The organism is Pseudomonas sp. KK4 (assembly GCF_001984065.1).
Lineage (GTDB): Bacteria > Pseudomonadota > Gammaproteobacteria > Pseudomonadales > Pseudomonadaceae > Aquipseudomonas.
On the sequence record NZ_LYVP01000007.1, the window covers coordinates 49,296 to 67,692 of the forward strand.

Sequence of the window (18,397 nt, forward strand, 5' to 3'; positions counted from 1 at the left end):
AACACCATGAAACCTACAATGGCCCTCAAACCACTGGTTTTCGCTCTCGCAGCAGTGATGGCAATCGCAGCACAAGCAGGCGGCCGTGATGATCACGGTAATGGTCACGGCAACGGACACGGCAATCACGAGCCAAAAGGCCCGACTCTGGAACAGATTCTGCAAATCACTGCTGGCGCTGGGGCCGCCGTCATTGATTCGCAGGGCAGCGGTAATAACAACGTACTGAACCTGGGCACCAAGAATGACGCCCACATCGACAACTCCGCCAATGGTTCGAACGGTAACCTGGGCATGAACAACGCCGGTGGCGACGGCAACCAACAAGACAACGCCGCCGCTCTGGCCACTGCTGACGAAAGCTTCATCTTCGGCACGGCGGTCGCCGCTTCCAGCGCCACTCAAACCAACACCGCCAACACCGTCAACAACTACTCCACCACTGCCAGCGCCAGCCTCAACAACGTGGGTAACGGTGGCTCGGGCAACATCGGCGTGAACAACGCTGCCGGCGACTTCAACCAACAGAAAAACAACCTGGCGATCGCTGTATCCGGCGGCCGTGTAGCACAATCTGCTGCGGCGGCTAACCAAACCTCCAGCGGCCTGGTCGTGAACAACTACGGCACTCAGGTGATGAAGAAAGACACCCTGGTCGGCACTGTTAACGCTGCCGGTGTGTTCGTAGCTGCAGGCCAAGCGAAAACCCAGGCTGACGATGATCACCACGGTGGCGGCAACAACCACGGCGGCTATGATAATCGTGGTGGCAACAACGGCGGCAGCCATGGTGGCAACAACGGCAGCAGCACTTCCGACTTCGTAGCCGTGGGTGTATTCGGTCTGGCTGGCGTGACCACTCAACAAGTGCTGACCCCAGACGGCTGGAAAAACCCTGTTACCAACAATGCTAACGTCAGCAACGTAGGCAACAGCTTCTCCGGTAACGCAGGCTTCAACAACGCTGCCGGTGTAGGCAACCAACAAAGCAACTCGCTGTCCATCGCTGCTGGCTGCAAAGCCTGCACCGGTTTGTAATCGCGACAACAAAGAAAGCCCCGGCAACGGGGCTTTTTTCCACAGTCCGAAGGCGTATCGACATGCGTAAGACTGCTCTGATCACCCTACTCTGCCTGTCTGGCCTGACTCAGGCCGCACAGATGCCAGTAGCCGCCCTGCCTGGCGGCACGCTGGTCTACAAGCAGGTACAGAGTCTGCGTGAGCGCAAGTTCAGCGACATCGTCGAACAGAAAACCGATTTCAGCTGCGGCGCCGCCGCACTGGCAACGATTTTACGCCAGGCCTATTGGCTCGACGTCGATGAAGAGCACGTCATCAAAGGCATGCTGGTCAATGCAGACCAGGACCTTGTTCGTACACAGGGTTTCTCCATGCTGGACATGAAGCGCTACGTGGAAAGCATCGGCATGCGCGCCAGGGGCTACAAGATCCCACCCGAAAAGCTTGATGCGGTAACGATTCCGGTGGTGGTACTGATGGATATTCGCGGTTACAAGCACTTCGTGGTGTTGCAGCGGGCGGACAAGAACTGGGTCTATATCGGCGACCCGGTGCTCGGTCACAAACGCTACTCCCATGACGACTTTGTCAAAGGTTGGAACGGCATCGTCTTCGCTATCGTAGGTCCCGGTTACGAAAAGGCCAATGCATTGCGCAGCCCACCGGAACCCCTGACAGCCAAGAACAAGCTGGATAACTTCAACCCGGTCAAAGATGCGGAACTGATGGATTTTGGCTTCATACAGAGCGACTTCTTTTAATCGCCTACAAGATGATTAGGGGGCAGGATGCTCCGGGAGCAGCAAATGAAAACCTCTTATTGGATGGCCGCTGCCTGCTTGGTAGCGAGCACCTCAGGTTTTGCCAACGGATTCAAACCCATCGAAATCAAGGACCAGGAGCTGTCCGAACTGCGTGGCCGGTACGTCATGCCAGGTCGGATCATCAGCTTCGGTGTGGTCATGAGCAGTACCTGGCGCAACGCCAGTGGCGATCTGATCGGGGCGCAAACCTCTATGCAGATCCAGGCAGCAACGGTAAAACCCGAATTCTATGTGTCAACCTATAGCCATTCCGGTAACGCCGGCAACGGCAGCCCCCCTGATCAGGGCACCGGCAACGTCGTGGGTGGCGCCGGCCTGAATACGTCCCAGGGCATCACCCAGAGCGTGCGTGCCGCAGGGGATGGCAATAGCGCCTACAACAACATTGCAATCGATGTGAAAGAAGCCAGCCAGGCCCCGGCGCTGGCACCTTCCCAAGGCCAGGCACTGATGGCCGGCCAGACCATCACCGGCAGCAGCGCCGCCGGCAGCATCGCAGTCTCCGCCACCAACGGCGGGGTGCAGATGGCCATTCAGGCCAACAACAACCAGGGCTCGGCCATCCAGCAAGTCGCCCAGGGGGGCCTGCTGCAGAACACCCGATTGCTGGGTAACAGCAACATGGTGAACAACCTCACCCAACTCAACGTTGTACTCAATAATAACGGCCCGAGTGCTGGCGCATTGGACTGCAACCTGAATCAACTCGCCGCACTACGCACCATGGGATATTGAACTACGCTGATTCTCGACCATTGGGCACAAAGGGACGGCTTATTTCATGCATCGATCCGTATCACTGCGCGCTGCTGTATGTCTGGGCGCATTACTCCCGGCGGCAATGCTTCAGGCAGCACCTGACGCTGATGTCGAAGCGCTAAAACAAGAACTCATGGAGCTCAAGCAACGATACGAAGTACAGCAAAAAGCCCTGGCGGTACTCGAGCAACGGGTCCGCCAGGTAGAAGAGCAACCGGCCGCCCCCCCACCCAAACGCCTGGCCAAGTCGCCGGCCGACATGAAAGGCAATTCCACAGTCGCCACAGGCACCGGCGCCGCAGCCGCATCGGGCGGCGCCGCCGGGGGCAGTGGCAGTTCCTATGGACAATCACTGGCGGACGATTCCCAACCGGCACAAAGCGTGTCGAACCTGTACGACGAAGCCAGCGGTTTCTTCGGCGGTGGCAAGTTCAGCTTCGAAACCGGCATCACTTACTCGCGCTACGACACCCGTCAGCTGATCCTCAACGGCTTCCTGGCGCTGGACTCGATCTTCCTGGGCAACATCAACCTCGACCGGATCAAGGCTGACACCTGGACCCTCGATCTGACCGGCCGATACAACTTCAACAACCGCTGGCAGTTCGACCTGAACGTGCCGGTGGTCTATCGCGAGTCCACTTACCAGTCCGGTGGCGGCAACGGCGGGTCTGCGGGGGTCACCACCGAGGACACCGTGACCCGGGATCCGGAGATCGGCGATGTCAACTTCGGTATCGCCTACAAGTTCCTTGACGAATCGGTCAACACGCCCGATGCCGTCGTGACATTGCGCGTCAAGGCGCCCACCGGCAAGGACCCGTTCGGCATCAAGCTGCGCCAGTCCGACGCCAACTCCAACCTGTTCGTACCGGACAGCTTGCCCACCGGCAACGGTGTATGGTCGGTCACACCGGGTATCTCGCTGGTCAAGACGTTTGACCCGGCCGTATTGTTCGGCAGCCTGTCCTACACCCACAACTTCGTGGAGTCGTTCGACGACATCAGTTCCACGGTCAACGTGAAAAACCCGGGCAAGGTGGATATCGGCGACAGCTTCCAGCTCGGGGCCGGTATCGCGTTTGCCCTGAACGAAAAGATGAGTATGTCGTTTTCGGTGTCTGACGTGGTGCAGCGTAAAAGCAGAATCAAACAGGATGGCGGGGATTGGCAGTCTGTCACTTCCAGCGACGCCAACGCCGGTTACTTCAACATCGGCATGACCATTGCGGCCACCGATAACCTGACCATCGTTCCCAACCTGTCCATCGGCATGACCGACGATGCCCCGGACTTCCAGTTCAGCCTGAAATTCCCTTACTACTTCTGACCTGTAAAAAGCCCCGCTGCGAGGTTGATCGCAGCGGGGCTTTTTCATGTCCGGTCCATAAGAGGCCTTCTTCTGTGGTTGCGAGCATGCTCGCTCCCGCAGGGGGGCTCAGCGGATCTGGTGTTTGTGAAGGAGCCTGTAGAACGTCGGCCGCGATACGCCCAGGACCTTGGCGGCGACGCTCAGGTTGTCGCTGTGGCGATTCAACACGTCGCACAACGCCTGGCGTTCAGCCCGGGTCTTGTAGTCTTCGAGGGTACCCATGGGGGCGGCGATGGACTGCTGGCTGATCAGCCCCAGGTCCCTCGCCTCGATCTGACGCCCTTCGGCGAGCACCAGCCCACGGCGGACCCGGTTGGCCAGTTCGCGCACATTGCCCGGCCAGTCGTGTTTGCCCATGGCAATCAAGGCGTCTTCGCTGAAACTGCGCGGGCGACGGCCGGTTTCGTGGCTGTAGAAGTGGGAAAAATGGTTGGCCAGCATCGACAGGTCGCCATGACGCTCACGCAGCGGAGCGGTCACCACCTGCAGTACGTTGAGCCGGTAGTACAAGTCTTCGCGAAAGCGTTTTTTCTCGATCGCCGCCTCGAGGTCGACGTGGGTCGCGGCCAGCACTCGCACGTCCACCGGAATCGGCTGACTGCCGCCGACCCGCTCGATGTGTTTTTCCTGGAGGAAACGCAGCAGATTGGCCTGCAGTTCCAGTGGCAGATCGCCAATTTCGTCAAGGAACAAGGTGCCGCCATTGGCCGCCTCGATGCGCCCGACCTTGCGTTGATGGGCACCGGTGAACGCCCCCTTCTCATGGCCGAACAATTCGGACTGGATCAAATGCTCGGGAATCGCCCCGCAATTGATCGCGACAAAGGGTTTGCTATGGCGCTGGGACTGTCGGTGCAGCGTTCGCGCCACCAGCTCCTTGCCGGTACCGCTTTCACCGCGAATCAACACCGGTGACTCGGTGGGCGCCAGTTTGCTCAGCAGCTTGCGCAGTTCACGGATTGGCTTGCTGTCGCCCAGCAGTTCATGCTCGGGCTGATCGATATGCACCGTGCCCTGACCGCGCAGGCGCGCCATGCCGAACGCCCGGCCCAGGGTGACCTGCACCCGGGACACGTCGAACGGCAAGGTATGGAAGTCGAAAAACCATTCACAGACGAAATCGCCCACATTCTGCAAGCGCAGCACTTCCTGGTTGAGGACGGCGATCCACTCGGTGCCGCTGCGGCTGATCAGCTCCTTGACCGCCTCCGGGCGTTCCAGATGAAAGGGCTGCAGGCGCAGCAGGCCGACGTCACAGGTGCGGTCGGCCGCGTGCTCCAGCGAGCAGCTGTCGACATCCCACCCTACGGAGCGTAATCCCGGCAACAGACGATGGCAGTCGTCGCACGGATCAACCACTAATAGACGTCTCAAGGCAGGCGCTTCGATCATGACTGTTCCTTGGCGCCAAATTCTAGGAAAGATTAGTAAAAACAGTCATTTGGCAGACCTGGCTGTAACATTAGCAAGAATTTGACGTGCCCTTGTATCGTTTGACTATAGGTGGGTTGCGCAATTAGTTATAAGAACGGGTTCTATTAGTGACCTAACGATTCGCCAGATTTCATCACGCTTTCAAAACAGCTGTCTTTGTTATGCCGTGAAAGAAAGTTGAAATTTCTTTTCGATAGGTGTGACCCGAAGTGCGGTTGCGGACATCAGTACAAGTAACCAGCCGAACGGTAAGCCCAACTGTCGGCGCGTCACTTGATTGGGCCTATTGAGAGAACATCCTATGAACGCCCCGCTCCGTATCAACGAAGCTCTTTTGATTGCCGACCGTGCCTTCAAACCTTTCCAGTGCGTGGCCTGGGCGCCACAGGACGGCAACGGCGAACTCTGCCTGACCGTCATTGACCGCACCAACAACAGTATAGGTCGCAAGCAGATCCCCAGCAGCACCTACACCGATCCGCAACAGCTTGAGCGCCTGCTTGAACAAGCCCGTCAAGAGCTGAGCCAGGAAGGTTATCAATTGCAATCCTGGTCGATGCCGCACTGATCTTTTTGCGGATTACCCCGGGGTAATCCGCACCCACCCTTAGTTGCCTGTTTTTCGATGAATAATTGCACTTTTTGCACGCCCTTAAACTAGCTTTGCGCTGATATGAATCATGTGCAGGCTTGCCACTGGTTCGAAAAGACACTGTTGTGGCACACAGCGACTCTCCGTCTGTTAGTTCTGTCAGTTGTGCAACACCCCATTCCGGGATTGAATATTCCTCCTATAAAGCCGCCACCCAACTCGCGGATGTGACGGCTCGCAAGGAGATGCGTGAATGTCAGGCCCGTCTGCTCTAGCTCTCTCGCCCACCTTCAACGATGCCGGCCAGCTCGATGCCAGTTTCGCCAACCATGGCAAAACCCAGGTGTACTTCGCCGGCAGTCTTTCCAGCATGGCCAATGGCGTTGCCGTCGATGCCCAGGGTCGGATTCTGGTGGCGGCCAAGGTCGGGATGGCGGCCGGCAGCAGGTTTGGCCTGGCTCGCCTGCTGGAGGATGGTTCGGCGGACCTGACATTCGGTAATCAGGGCAGCGTCATCGGTCAATTCGAACCAGGCTTCGAAGCCATGGCTGCCAAGGTCTACGCCCTGCCCGACGGCAACATCCTGATTGTCGGCCTGCACTACGAAAACGCACACCGCACCCTCCCCGCCCTGGCGTTGTTCGACCCGTCCGGGCGTTCGGCGCCGCACTTTGGCGACAATGGGCGCTGTGTGGTGCGCCTGCCGGGCAACCTGTCCCACGGTGTTCGCGATGCCTGGCTGCCACCCGGCGTACCCGGGGCCGAAGCCTGCGATGCCGGGGTGCAGGGGGATGGTCGAATCCTGCTGGTTGCCAATCACCATTTCGAACTGGCCGACCATGCCGGCATCCTTATACGGCTCGACACCGATGGCACGCTGGACAGCACCTTCAATGGCCGTGGCTTCGTGATCGTCAGGCACCTGCTGATGAATACCTGGCTCAACAGTGTCCGGGTGCAGCATGACGGGCGAATCCTCGTCGGCGGCTCGATCAACTTTCCCGAGGAAGGCCTGCTGGCCCGCTATCACCCCGACGGCAGCCTTGACGATCACTTTGCCGTGGATGGCTTCATGACATTCAAGGCCAACGGCCAGGGCGCTCAGGTCAGCCAGATCATCCAGCAGGACAATGGCGATGTGCAGTGCTTTGGCAGTAGCCGCGACCCCATGCGCTGCCTGACCCTGAAAATCCACATCAACGGCCGACCGGACATGCATTGCCACGATGGCCTGCCGCAACTGCTCGAAATCGGTCGCAACGGCGCTCAGTGGACCGCCGCCCAAGTACAAGCCGATGGCAGCGTCTATACCGCCGGCGCGACCATTGGCGGTATAGACGCCGACTTTATCCTGAGCCGTTACTTGCCCGACGGGCAACTTGACCGAAACTTCGGCAACGGTGCCGGATGGGTTCGCACCCGGTTCGGCCCCAGCCTCGACACGGCAACTTCAGTGGCGTTGCAGGCCGATGGAAACATCGTCGTCGGCGGTTATTCGCTGGACGGCAATTATCATGCGATCGTCGCTCGTTATTCAGGTTGAGTTTGCCCGCACTTGATCTTCTGATTCGCTTACGGCAACTTGCGCGCTTCTTATTACAAGGAGTAGCCGATGTCCGGTTCCATGGCGCAAGCGTTCGCGCACAATTTCCTCGGCAACTCTCCTCGCTGGTACAAGCTTTGTATCGTCGGTTTTCTCATTGTCAATGCGCTGGTGTTGTGGACAATAGGTCCGGTGGCAGCCGGCTGGCTGCTGGTTCTGGAGTTCATTTTCACCCTGGCCATGGCGCTCAAGTGCTACCCGCTGATGCCTGGCGGTTTGTTGCTGGTGCAAGCCCTGCTGTTGAAGATGACCACGCCCCAGGCGCTGTATGACGAACTGCTGCACAACTTCCCGGTAATCCTGCTGCTGATGTTCATGGTGGCGGGCATCTATTTCATGAAAGACCTGCTGTTGTTTCTGTTCTCACGATTGCTGCTGGGCGTGCGCTCCAAGGCCATGCTCGCGTTGATGTTCTGCTTCCTCTCGGCATTCCTGTCGGCGTTTCTCGATGCCTTGACCGTCACCGCGGTGATCATCAGCGCCGCCGTGGGGTTTTATTCGGTGTATCACCGCGTAGCTTCGGGCACCGACCCGCGGCAAGACACCGGATACAGCGACGATCAACACCTGCCGCACCTGCACCATGACGATCTCAACCAATTCCGCGCCTTCCTGCGCAGCCTGCTGATGCACGGCGCGGTGGGCACGGCGCTGGGGGGAGTCTGCACGCTGGTGGGCGAACCACAGAACCTGCTGATCGGCCATGAGATGGGCTGGCACTTCGCCGAGTTTTTTCTGAAGATCGCCCCGGTGTCGCTGCCGGTGCTGGTGGCGGGCCTGGTGACCTGCGTGCTGCTGGAGAAACTGCGCTGGTTCGGTTACGGCACGTTGCTGCCGGACAACGTGCGGGCCGTGCTGGCCGATTACGCGGCCCAGGACAACGCCGAGCGCACCCCGCGCCAACGTGCAGCGCTCATCGTGCAGGGCCTGGCGGCGCTGATTCTGATTGCCGGGCTGGCGTTTCATGTGGCGGAAGTGGGCCTGATCGGCTTGATGGTGATTGTGCTGATCACCGCGTTTACCGGAATTACCGACGAGCATCGCCTGGGTTCGGCGTTCAAGGACGCCATGCCCTTCACCGCCTTGCTGGTGGTGTTCTTTGCCGTGGTGGCGGTGATTCACGATCAGCAACTGTTCACGCCGCTGATTCAATGGGTACTGGCCCTGCCGGCCGATCAGCAACCGGGCATGCTGTTCATCGCCAACGGCCTGCTCTCGGCGATCAGCGATAACGTGTTCGTGGCCACGATCTACATCACCGAAGTCAAACGGGCCTTCATGGCCGGGGAAATGACTCGCGAACATTTCGAGACGCTGGCCATCGCCATCAACACCGGCACCAACCTGCCGAGTGTGGCGACGCCCAATGGGCAGGCGGCGTTTCTGTTCTTGCTGACGTCGGCGATTGCGCCGCTGGTGCGGCTGTCCTATGGGCGGATGGTGTGGATGGCGTTGCCGTATACGGTAGTGATGGGGGTGTTGGGGTGGTATGCCGTCAGTGCCTGGCTATAACTCCCTGTAGGGGCGAGCTCGCTCGCGATGGTCGTCAACGATAACGCGGGTAGTCTGGTAGCCCGTGTTGTCCTGACGATCTTCGCGAGCGAGCTCGCTCCTGAACGGGTGGTCAGTGTTTGAGGATGTATTGCTCGATCGCCTGCGCTACACCGTCGTCACTGTTGCTTGCCGTGATTGCATCCGCCTGGCGCTTGACCTCTTCCTGCGCCTGCCCCATGGCAATCGACAACCCGGCCACATGAAACATCGCCGGGTCATTGCCGCCATCGCCGATGGCCGCCGTGTGCTCCAGCGGCACGCCGAGGTGCTCGGCCAGTGTCGCCAGCGCATCGCCCTTGTTGGCTTGCATCGCGGTCACGTCCAGGTAAACCGGTTGTGACCGGGACACCTGGGCCTGGCCTTCGACCTGCGCCAGCAATCGCGCTTCGAGCTCCACCAGCAATTGCGTGTTGTTGCTGGCGGCGACGATTTTGTCGATGCGCGTCAGATAGGGCTCGAAACTTTCCACCACCACCGGCGGATAGCCGAGGCCATGCTGTTCGCGCGGCACCAAAGGACCCTCGGGATCTTTGGCCAGCCAGTCACCGCCGCTGAACACCCATACCTCGACGTCCGGCTGATCGGCGAACAGCGCCAGGGTGGTCAGGGCTGCCGTGGCCGGCAGGTAATGCGCCACCAGCAGGCTGCCATCGGGATTGACCAGCGTGCCGCCGTTGAAGGCGGCTGTGGGCAGGTCGACGCCCAGCGCTTCAATCGTCTGCAACATGGCCTTGGGCGGACGCCCGGTGGCGAGGCTGAACAACACGCCAGCCTCGCGCAACGCACGCACCGCATCGATGGTGCGCTGGCTGAGACTGTGATCGGGCAGCAGCAAGGTGCCGTCCATGTCGCTGAGCAAAAATCTGATCGGTTGTGCCGTGACTTCGCTCATCCCAGGCCGTGCCAGACGCGACCATCGCGAGTCAGCAATTCTTCGGCGGCCTGCGGCCCGTTTTCGCCCGCGGCGTAACCCTGCACCGTGGCATCCTGCTGCCAGGCATCGAGGAAGGGTTGCACCGCGCGCCAGCCGTTTTCAATGTTGTCGGCGCGCTGGAACAGGGTCTGGTCGCCGGTCAGGCAGTCGTAGATCAGGGTTTCGTAGCCGGTGGACGGCTGCATCTCGAAGAAGTCCTTGTAGGCAAAGCCCAGTTCGATGTTGTCCATCTTCAGGGCCTGGCCCGGCCGCTTGGCCAGCAGGTCGAACCACATGCCTTCGTTGGGCTGAATCTGGATCCGCAGGTAGGTGGGCGCGAGCTCATCCACCTCGGTATCGCGGAACTGCGCATAGGGCGCCGGTTTGAAGCAGATGACGATCTCGGTGTCGCGCACGCTCATGCGCTTGCCGGTACGCAGGTAGAACGGCACGCCGACCCAGCGCCAGTTGTCGATCATCACCTTGAGGGCGACATAGGTTTCGGTATTGCTATCGGGTGCCACCCGGTCTTCCTGGCGATACCCGGCCAGGGCCTTGCCATCGACTTCACCGGCGGTGTACTGACCGCGAACCGAATTGGCCCGTGCCTCCTCGACCGTCCAGGGCCGAATCGCGCCAACCACCTTGGCCTTCTCGCCACGCACCGCATCGGCGCCAAACGCCGCCGGCGGTTCCATGGCCACCATTGCCAGCAACTGGAACAGGTGATTGGGCACCATGTCCCGCAGGGCGCCGGTGTTTTCGTAGAAACTGCCACGGGTTTCCACGCCAACGGTTTCGGCGGCAGTGATCTGCACGTGGTCGATGTAGTGATTGTTCCAGAATGCTTCGAACAGGCTGTTGGAGAAGCGGCTGATCAGAATGTTCTGCACCGTCTCTTTGCCCAGGTAGTGATCGATGCGATAGATCTGCTTTTCCGACATGACCTTGAGCAGGCAGGCGTTCAAGGCCTCGGCCGTTTGCAGGTCGGAACCGAAAGGCTTCTCGATCACCACCCTTCTGAACGCTTCGGGGCTTTCTTCGAGCAAACCGGAGGCACCGAGGCGGCGCACCACTTCACTGAAAAAGCGTGGCGCGGTAGCCAGGTAGAACACCGCGTTGCCCGTGCCGCTGTCGGCGATTTTCGCCGCCAGCGCCTGATAAGTGCTGTCGTCCAGGAAATCGCCCTGAACGTAGCTGATGCCTTTGGCCAGTTGCTCCCACAATTGGGGGTCCAGGGACTGGTCGCCCTTGCCCACTTTGCTGGCTACTTCCGTGCGGATGAAGTCTTCGAGCTTTTGCGCGAAGCCTTCATCGCTGATGGCGTTGTGGTCAACGCCGACGATCCGCAGTCCATCCCCGAGTAAACCGTCGCGCTTGAGGTTGTAAAGCGCCGGCATCAGCAGGCGCTTGACCAGATCACCATGGGCGCCGAACAGAAACAGCGTGGTCGGTGGAGCGGGTTCAGTCTTGGATTTCCTGCGGATCGCATGGGTCATTTTTTCGGAGTCTCCACATGGCCGCCAAAGCCGAAGCGCTGGGCCGAAAGAATCTTGTCACCGAAGGTGCCCTGGCCGCGCGAACGGTAGCGGGCGAACAGCGAGTTGGACAGTACCGGCACCGGCACCGCTTGTTCCATGGCGGCCTCAATGGTCCACTGGCCTTCGCCACTGTCGGCTACCGAACCGGAAAAACCGTCGAGCTTCGGATCGCTGGCCAGGGCATCGGCGGTCAAGTCGAGCAGCCAGGACGACACCACGCTGCCACGGCGCCACACTTCGGCGATGTCGGCGACGTTCAGGTCAAAGCGCTGATCTTCCGGGAGGTTGGTGCTGGATTTGGTCTTGAGAATATCGAAGCCTTCGGCAAAGGCCTGCATCATTCCGTATTCGATACCGTTGTGGATCATCTTGACGAAATGCCCGGCGCCTGCAGGGCCGGCGTGAATGTAGCCATGTTCGGCGCGGTGGTCATCGGACTTGCGATCCTTGGTGCGCGGGATTTCGCCCATGCCCGGTGCCAGGCTGGCGAACAGCGGATCGAGTCGCGAAACGGTCTCGGCGTCGCCGCCGATCATCATGCAGTAACCGCGCTCCAGGCCCCAGACGCCACCGGAGGTCCCGACGTCGACATAGTGCAGGCCTTTTTCCGACAGGGTCTTGGCCCGGCGAATGTCGTCCTTATAGAAGGTGTTGCCGCCGTCGATGATGGTATCGCCGGCTTCGAGCAGATTGCTCAGGGTGTCGATGGTGTCTTCGGTCGGTGCGCCTGCCGGCAGCATGACCCACACCGCTCGTGGTTTGGCCAGGCCAGCGACAAGGGCCGGCAAATCGGCGACGCCATTGGCGCCTTCTGCGCTCAGAGCGTCGACGAAGGCGGTATTGCGGTCGTACACAACGGTGGAATGGCCGTTGAGCATCAGGCGCCGCGCAATATTGCCGCCCATGCGGCCCAGTCCAATAATCCCGAGTTGCATGTGCTGATGCTCCCTACTACAAATAAAAGTGTGTCTATGGTTATAGCCCAACGCGACTACTGAGGGTTAGTCCAGAGCGCTGGCGTGAAGTTTCCGGGCATTGTGCCCGAACCAGAGAGATAACGCCTGTAATCACGCCGAAGACACAGCGACCATGAAAAATAAAAAAGTTCCCTTCACGGGCAAAAGAAATCAAAATTGGCGCCGATAGTCATTCTGGCTCCGATGTCGGGGCAGATTTACAGTTGAGGCACGCCATTTGCGAGGTGAGCAATGGGCACAGTACACACCGCACTGCCAGCACAAACCCTTTACGTCACTATCCGTCGCGACGAATTGCGTCAGTTGAAGGACGAGCGTGACCAGCTCAAGCAAGAACTGGCGCAACTACGCTTGCTCATCCAGGGCCAGCAACCCTTACCTGTGACTCAACGCGCGCCCCACGCCTGATCCCTCGCTTTTGATCGGAAGCAGCATTTCGTTGCTTCCGATGCACCGCAGCCCTTGGCCGATTCCGGCGAACTCACGAAGTTTTCACATCCGGTTATAGATACTCCCGCCGATTGTGGCCGCTCGTACGCGCGCGCCACCCGTTCGTCTGCGCTTTAGTGGTCTGACGTCTGAAGTGAACATTGGCTGGAGCATTAAATGGCTTGGTTTAAACGCAGTGATGCGACTGCGAAAGGTTTCGATTGGGCGGGGTTTCTCTGGCTGTTCCTGTTCTTCTGGTATTTCTCCGGCATCACCCAACTGCTGATTCAACTGACGGGCACTTCCGGTTTTTCCGGTTTCCGCCAGGCCTTCGTGATGAGTGCCCTCTGGCTTGCGCCAATGCTGCTGTTCCCGCGCCAGACTCGCTTGCTGTCCGCGCTGATCGGCGTGGTGCTATGGGCCTGCTCCATGGCCAGCCTGGGTTATTTCTTCATCTATCAGCAGGAATTCTCCCAGAGCGTCATCTTCATCATGTTCGAGTCGAACGTGTCCGAAGCCGGCGAATACATGACCCAGTACTTCGCCTGGTGGATGGTCGTGGCGTTCCTCGCCCACACGGTTTTCGCCTGGTTCCTCTGGACTCGCCTTCGACCGGTGTACCTGCCCCGTGTCCAGGCCCTGGTGGCGGCGACCGCCATCGTGGTGGCCGTGGTCGGTTACCCGCTGATCAAGCAGACCCTGCGCACCGGCAGCTTCGCCGAAGGCTTCGAGAAGTTCGAAACCCGCATCGAGCCTGCGGTGCCGTGGCAGATGGCCGTGGCCTATCACCGCTACCTGGATACCCTGGGCGGCATGCAGGACATGCTCGACAGCGCCAGCAAGATCCCGCCGCTGCATAACCTCAAGGACGCCGCGGCCAATCAGCCGGCGACCCTGGTGCTGGTGATCGGTGAATCGACCAACCGTCAGCGCATGAGCCTCTACGGCTACCCGCGCCAGACCACCCCGGAACTGGACAAGCTCAAGGATCAACTGGCGGTCTTCGACAACGTCATCACGCCACGCCCCTACACCATCGAGGCGTTGCAACAGGTGCTGACCTTCGCCGACGAAGACAACCCGGATCTGTACCTGTCGACCCCGTCGCTGGTCAGCATGATGAAACAGGCCGGTTACAAGACGTTCTGGATCACCAACCAGCAGACCATGACCAAGCGCAACACCATGCTCACGACCTTCTCCCAGCAGGCCGACGAGCAGGTGTACCTGAACAACAACCGCAACCAGAACGCCGCCCAGTACGATGGCGATGTGATCGAGCCGTTCAACAAGGCCCTGGCCGACGCGGCGCCGCGCAAGCTGATCGTGGTGCATCTGCTTGGCACCCACATGAGCTACCAGTACCGCTACCCGTCGACCTTCGACAAATTCCAGGATCGCGTCGGCGTACCGGCCGGAGTGCGTGACGATCAGTTGCCGACCTACAACAGCTACGACAACGCGGTGCTGTACAACGACTTCGTGGTCTCGAGCCTGATCAAGGACTACGCCAAAACCGATCCGAACGGCTTCCTGCTGTACCTGTCCGACCACGGCGAAGACGTTTTCGACTCCGCTGGCCATTCCACCCTGGGCCGCAACGAAAACAAACCCACCGCGCCGATGTACACCATCCCGTTCATGGCCTGGGCCTCACCGAAATGGCGCGAAAATCACGACTGGAGCTTTGCCGGTGACCTGTCTCGTCCCTACAGCAGCTCGCATCTGATCCATACCTGGGCGGACCTGGCGGGCCTGAGCTTCGATGAACTCGATCGCAGCAAGAGCCTGATCAGCGACAGCTTCAAGCCTCGCCCACTGCTGATCGGCAACCCTTACGAGCGTGAGCAGCGGCCGCTGATCGACTTCAGTCTGATCAAGCCCAAGGCCAAGCCGGACACCGCCGGAGTCGTGACCAAGTAGGCGTGACCCAGTAACACTGCGCATAAACGTGGGAGCGAAGCGGCTCGCTCCCACAGCGTTCATGGCCATCAGATAGTCATTCCCATTTAACGGAATCGGCGGATAATAGCCCTTCGACATTGATCTTCTGGCTCATGGACGAATGGCACCCGCCCCTTCAAGTGGGAGGCACACCATGAAATGCAGCACCCTGATCCTCGCCCTTCTCATGCTCTTCGGTTCCGCCAACGCCTTTGCCGAGCGCGGCTCCGAACGTATGAAGTACTACTACGAAACCCTGCGCTACAACCAGCAACTGGCCCTGGGCAACATTGCCCAGACCCCGTCCCGTGAACTGCGGGTCCCCGACGATCAAACCGCACAAGTGACCGAGTCCTACAGACAGAAATGATGGTTTCGCCTCTGACTGTTTGCTCTTGAGTCGGAGAACACCATTGGGCGTCCTGCAGGACGCCCTTTTTTGCGCGTATCAGAGCGGTTTGATCCAGAACATCATCCGCCCGTGCGCCGGGTCGAACGCGCCCGGGGCGAAGCCAAACTTACTGTAGGACGCCTGCGCTACCGCGTTGCCTTCCAGTACCTCCAGGGTGATCTTGCAGCAGCCTCGCTGACGGGCAATCTCCTCGACCTTGTGCAGCATCCGCTGGCTCAACCCCAAGCCGCGAAACTTCGGCACCACCGCCACATCGTGCACGTTGACCAGCGGCCTGCAGGCAAAGGTGGAGAAACCTTCAAAGCAATTGACCAGCCCGGCCGGTTCGCCCTCGACGAACGCCAGCACGCTGAAGGCATGGGGCCGTTTGGCCAGCTCGCCAGGCAACTGTTGCAAGACATCGACGGGCAAGGCGTGACCGCCACCCATCGGGTCCTGGGCGTAACTGTTGAGCACCAGGCCAATCGCCTCGGCGTGCAGCGCGTTGGTGTAGCTGGCTTGCAGTACAAGTATTTGCGCGCAATCCATTTCCATCCTCGATCAGGTTCAAAAGCCCCGGAGCGAAATCGCCCTGGAAGGCTCTGGGACAATATATCGAGCGGCGGGAAAGCGAAAGCCAACCGTGCAGGCGCAATGCTTGATTGAAAGCGGGATTCAGGCCTGAGCGAAACGCTCCAGTTGCATCTCCTGCAGGCGGCTGAGGGTGCGGCGAAACGGGAACTCAAGGTAGCCCTCGGTGTACAGCGAATCCATTGGCACCTGCGCCTCGAGGTACAGCGGCACTTTGCGGTCGTAGCATTCGTCCACCAGGGCAATGAAGCGTCGAACGCCGTCGTCATGCACCGACAGTTGCGGCAATTCACGGTCCCCCGCTTCTACCCGCTGGGCGCCATCCTCCGTGCCCCTGGCGATCCGCCCTTCGCGCTTGCGCGCGCTCAGGTTGGGGACCTCACTCAACACAATCGCACTGTAGGTATCGCACAACGCCATGAAATCCATCGCGGCAAAGGGTTGCTCGCACAGGTCAGAGTAACGGCACCAGAGCACCGATTGACTCGCCTGGACCACCTCCAGCGAACGGTAACCGACCTTCACCGGTTCGCGAGAAACCCTGTGCCCCGCCGTCAGCAGCTTGAACACGTCATCCAGTGCGCTCGGCTGCCCAGGCGCCGTCACCCAATAGCGCTGCAAACCCTGACCCGGATGCAACCGATGATCCTCGCCGCCATCCACCGCGATCACCTGCATGTGCTGCTTGATGGCGGTGATGGCAGGCACAAAACGGTCGCGGTTGAAGCCGCCGGCGTACAGCTGATCGGGCGGCAGGTTGGAGGTGCAGACCACCACCACGCCCTGTTCGAACATGACCTGGAACAGCCGCCCGAGAATGATCGCGTCGCCGATGTCATTGACGAACAACTCGTCGAAGCACAGCACCCGCACTTCGTCACTGAGCTCACGGGCCAGTGCCTTGAGGGGGTCGGCCGTGCCGGTCAGTTGAAAGGAACGCTGGTGCACCCAGCCCATGAAATGGTGGAAGTGCTGGCGCCGGGCCGGAACCCGCAGATGTTGGTAGAACTGGTCCATCAACCAGGTCTTGCCGCGCCCCACGGGCCCCCAGAGGTACACGCCCGTGATGGGTTTGCGGCCCTCATGCAGTGCCTCATGGCATTTTTGCAACGCCCACACGGCGTGTTCCTGGGCTTCGTCCTGGACGAAACCCTTTTGTTCGATGGCGTTCTGCCAGGCGCTGAGGGGAGAGTCGACATTCATGGGCGGCAGTATAGCCCGCTCCACCGAATCCTCACGAAGTCACTTGACTGCATAAATGACTGACATCATATTTAATACATGTCATCAAAAATCTATTAAACCCAGCGCTTCCCATCAGGAGTCATCCCATGCACTACAAAGTCTTCGGTCGTAAAACCGGCCTGCGGGTTTCCGAACTGGCATTGGGCGCCGGTAACTTCGGCACCGGTTGGGGCCATGGCGCCGAACGTGACGAGGCCAGGCGCATTTTCGATGGCTACCTGGAGGCTGGCGGCAACTTCATCGACACCGCCAACGGCTACCAGGGTGGCCAATCGGAAGCCATGCTCAGCGAGTTCATCGCCGCCGAACGCGATCGCCTGGTCATCGCCACCAAGTACACCTTGGGCACCACCCCGGCCGCCGGCGTTTCCCACACCGGCAACAACCGAAAGAACATGGTGCGGGCTGTCGAAGAGAGCCTGAAACGCCTGAACACCGATCACATCGATCTGTTCTATGCACACATGAGCGATGGCGTAACGCCGATGGAAGAGATCCTGCGTGGTTTCGATGATCTGGTGCGTGCCGGCAAGATCCATTACGGCGGGCTGTCGAACTTCCCGGCGTGGCGAATCGCTCGCGCTGATCTGTTGGCCGAAGTGCGCAGCTTTGCGCCGATTGCCGCGATCCAGGTCGAGTACAGCCTGGCCGAGCGCACCGCCGAACGCGAGCAATTGCCGATGGCCGAGGCCCTGGGCCTGGCTGCGACCCTCTGGTCGCCGCTGGGGGGTGGCTTCCTCACCGGCAAGTACCGCACCAGCGAGGGCGACAACCGCGCCAACAAACTCGGGGTATTGATCCATTCCGAGAAAAGCGCCCGTGAATCCGCTCTGATCGACACCCTGCTGGCGGTCGCCGAAGAGTCAGGGGCCAGCCCGACCCACGTGGCCATTGCCTGGTTGCGCGAACAGGCCAAACGCTCGACCACCGCGCTGATTCCGATTCTCGGCTCGCGCACCCGTGAACAGCTCGACGCCACCCTGGGCGCGTTGAATGTGCAATTGACTGAAGACCAACTGACGCGCCTGGATGGCGTCAGCGAGATGGCCAAAGGAGTGCCCCATGAATCGATCAGCGGGTCTGTCGCGCGGTTCAGCGGTGGTGTGACGCTGGATCTGCCAAAGATCCCGGTGGCCTGACGCCAATCAAATGTGGGAGCGGGCTTGCGCGCGAAATCGGTGTGCCAGGCAATGCCATGTTGACTGACA

Annotated in this window: 17 protein-coding genes; 11 read left to right on the forward strand and 6 right to left on the reverse strand. The window is 60.0% G+C overall.

Annotated elements, in window-relative coordinates; all coding sequences use genetic code 11:
* The first annotated feature begins 6 nt into the window (after positions 1-6).
* From B0W55_RS04635 to B0W55_RS04650, 4 genes are all read left to right on the forward strand, one after another.
* Positions 7-1,038: a heme utilization protein gene (locus B0W55_RS04635; protein WP_077044840.1), complete on the forward strand. Its 1,032-nt coding sequence runs from the start codon at positions 7-9 to the stop codon at positions 1,036-1,038.
* A gap of 62 nt (positions 1,039-1,100) precedes the next feature.
* On the forward strand, positions 1,101-1,781 hold the full coding sequence (locus B0W55_RS04640; protein ID WP_077044841.1) for a C39 family peptidase: 681 nt from the start codon (positions 1,101-1,103) through the stop codon (positions 1,779-1,781).
* Positions 1,782-1,808: 27 nt separating this feature from the next.
* A complete protein-coding gene (locus tag B0W55_RS04645) occupies positions 1,809-2,579 on the forward strand; it encodes a hypothetical protein (RefSeq protein ID WP_077044842.1) in 771 nt (256 codons plus the stop codon).
* Between the two features lie 46 nt (positions 2,580-2,625).
* A complete protein-coding gene (locus B0W55_RS04650; RefSeq protein WP_077044843.1) occupies positions 2,626-3,933 on the forward strand; it encodes a transporter in 1,308 nt (435 codons plus the stop codon).
* 108 nt (positions 3,934-4,041) lie between these two features.
* On the opposite strand, the gene B0W55_RS04655 is transcribed toward B0W55_RS04650, so the two are convergent.
* Entirely contained in the window at positions 4,042-5,367 is a 1,326-nt protein-coding gene (locus B0W55_RS04655) for a sigma-54 dependent transcriptional regulator (RefSeq protein ID WP_077044844.1), read from the reverse strand.
* A 343-nt stretch (positions 5,368-5,710) separates the two neighbouring features.
* Between B0W55_RS04655 and B0W55_RS04660 the strand changes: the two genes are divergently transcribed.
* The 3 genes from B0W55_RS04660 (at position 5,711) to nhaB (ending at position 9,116) form a co-directional block, all read left to right on the forward strand.
* A complete protein-coding gene (locus B0W55_RS04660) occupies positions 5,711-5,977 on the forward strand; it encodes a hypothetical protein (protein ID WP_077044845.1) in 267 nt (88 codons plus the stop codon).
* 277 nt (positions 5,978-6,254) lie between these two features.
* Entirely contained in the window at positions 6,255-7,544 is a 1,290-nt protein-coding gene (locus B0W55_RS04665) for a hypothetical protein (RefSeq protein ID WP_077044846.1), read from the forward strand.
* A 69-nt stretch (positions 7,545-7,613) separates the two neighbouring features.
* Positions 7,614-9,116, forward strand: a complete 1,503-nt coding sequence (gene nhaB / locus B0W55_RS04670) for a sodium/proton antiporter NhaB (protein WP_077044847.1) — start codon at positions 7,614-7,616, stop codon at positions 9,114-9,116.
* 112 nt (positions 9,117-9,228) lie between these two features.
* On the opposite strand, the gene B0W55_RS04675 is transcribed toward nhaB, so the two are convergent.
* From B0W55_RS04675 to gnd, 3 genes are read right to left on the reverse strand one after another with little or no spacing between them, the layout of a single operon-like run.
* The gene (locus B0W55_RS04675; RefSeq protein WP_077044848.1) at positions 9,229-10,050 is read right to left on the reverse strand and encodes a Cof-type HAD-IIB family hydrolase; all 822 of its coding nucleotides are present in this window, start codon (positions 10,048-10,050) and stop codon (positions 9,229-9,231) included.
* Complete coding sequence (gene zwf / locus B0W55_RS04680) at positions 10,047-11,570, reverse strand: glucose-6-phosphate dehydrogenase (protein WP_077044849.1); 1,524 nt, start codon at positions 11,568-11,570, stop codon at positions 10,047-10,049. The genes B0W55_RS04675 and zwf overlap by 4 nt, the downstream gene beginning before the upstream one ends.
* The gene (gene gnd, locus B0W55_RS04685; RefSeq protein ID WP_077044850.1) at positions 11,567-12,547 is read right to left on the reverse strand and encodes a phosphogluconate dehydrogenase (NAD(+)-dependent, decarboxylating); all 981 of its coding nucleotides are present in this window, start codon (positions 12,545-12,547) and stop codon (positions 11,567-11,569) included. The genes zwf and gnd overlap by 4 nt, the downstream gene beginning before the upstream one ends.
* A 273-nt stretch (positions 12,548-12,820) precedes the next feature.
* On the opposite strand from gnd, the gene B0W55_RS30720 reads away from it, so the two are divergent.
* From B0W55_RS30720 to B0W55_RS04695, 3 genes are all read left to right on the forward strand, one after another.
* Positions 12,821-12,997 (forward strand): DUF6026 family protein, encoded by a 177-nt coding sequence (locus tag B0W55_RS30720; protein ID WP_175645467.1) that lies wholly within the window; start codon positions 12,821-12,823, stop codon positions 12,995-12,997.
* 198 nt (positions 12,998-13,195) lie between these two features.
* The gene (locus B0W55_RS04690) at positions 13,196-14,941 is read left to right on the forward strand and encodes a phosphoethanolamine transferase CptA (RefSeq protein ID WP_077044851.1); all 1,746 of its coding nucleotides are present in this window, start codon (positions 13,196-13,198) and stop codon (positions 14,939-14,941) included.
* Positions 14,942-15,116: 175 nt separating this feature from the next.
* A complete protein-coding gene (locus B0W55_RS04695; RefSeq protein WP_077044852.1) occupies positions 15,117-15,332 on the forward strand; it encodes a hypothetical protein in 216 nt (71 codons plus the stop codon).
* A gap of 78 nt (positions 15,333-15,410) precedes the next feature.
* Here the strand turns inward: B0W55_RS04695 and B0W55_RS04700 are convergent, their stop codons facing one another.
* Positions 15,411-15,902, reverse strand: coding sequence for a GNAT family N-acetyltransferase (locus B0W55_RS04700; RefSeq protein ID WP_077044853.1), 492 nt, complete (start codon positions 15,900-15,902; stop codon positions 15,411-15,413).
* A 126-nt stretch (positions 15,903-16,028) separates the two neighbouring features.
* Positions 16,029-17,147: a cell division protein ZapE gene (gene zapE / locus B0W55_RS04705; protein ID WP_077044854.1), complete on the reverse strand. Its 1,119-nt coding sequence runs from the start codon at positions 17,145-17,147 to the stop codon at positions 16,029-16,031.
* A 128-nt stretch (positions 17,148-17,275) separates the two neighbouring features.
* On the opposite strand from zapE, the gene B0W55_RS04710 reads away from it, so the two are divergent.
* Entirely contained in the window at positions 17,276-18,328 is a 1,053-nt protein-coding gene (locus B0W55_RS04710; RefSeq protein ID WP_077044855.1) for an aldo/keto reductase, read from the forward strand.
* The last annotated feature ends 69 nt before the right edge of the window (positions 18,329-18,397 follow it).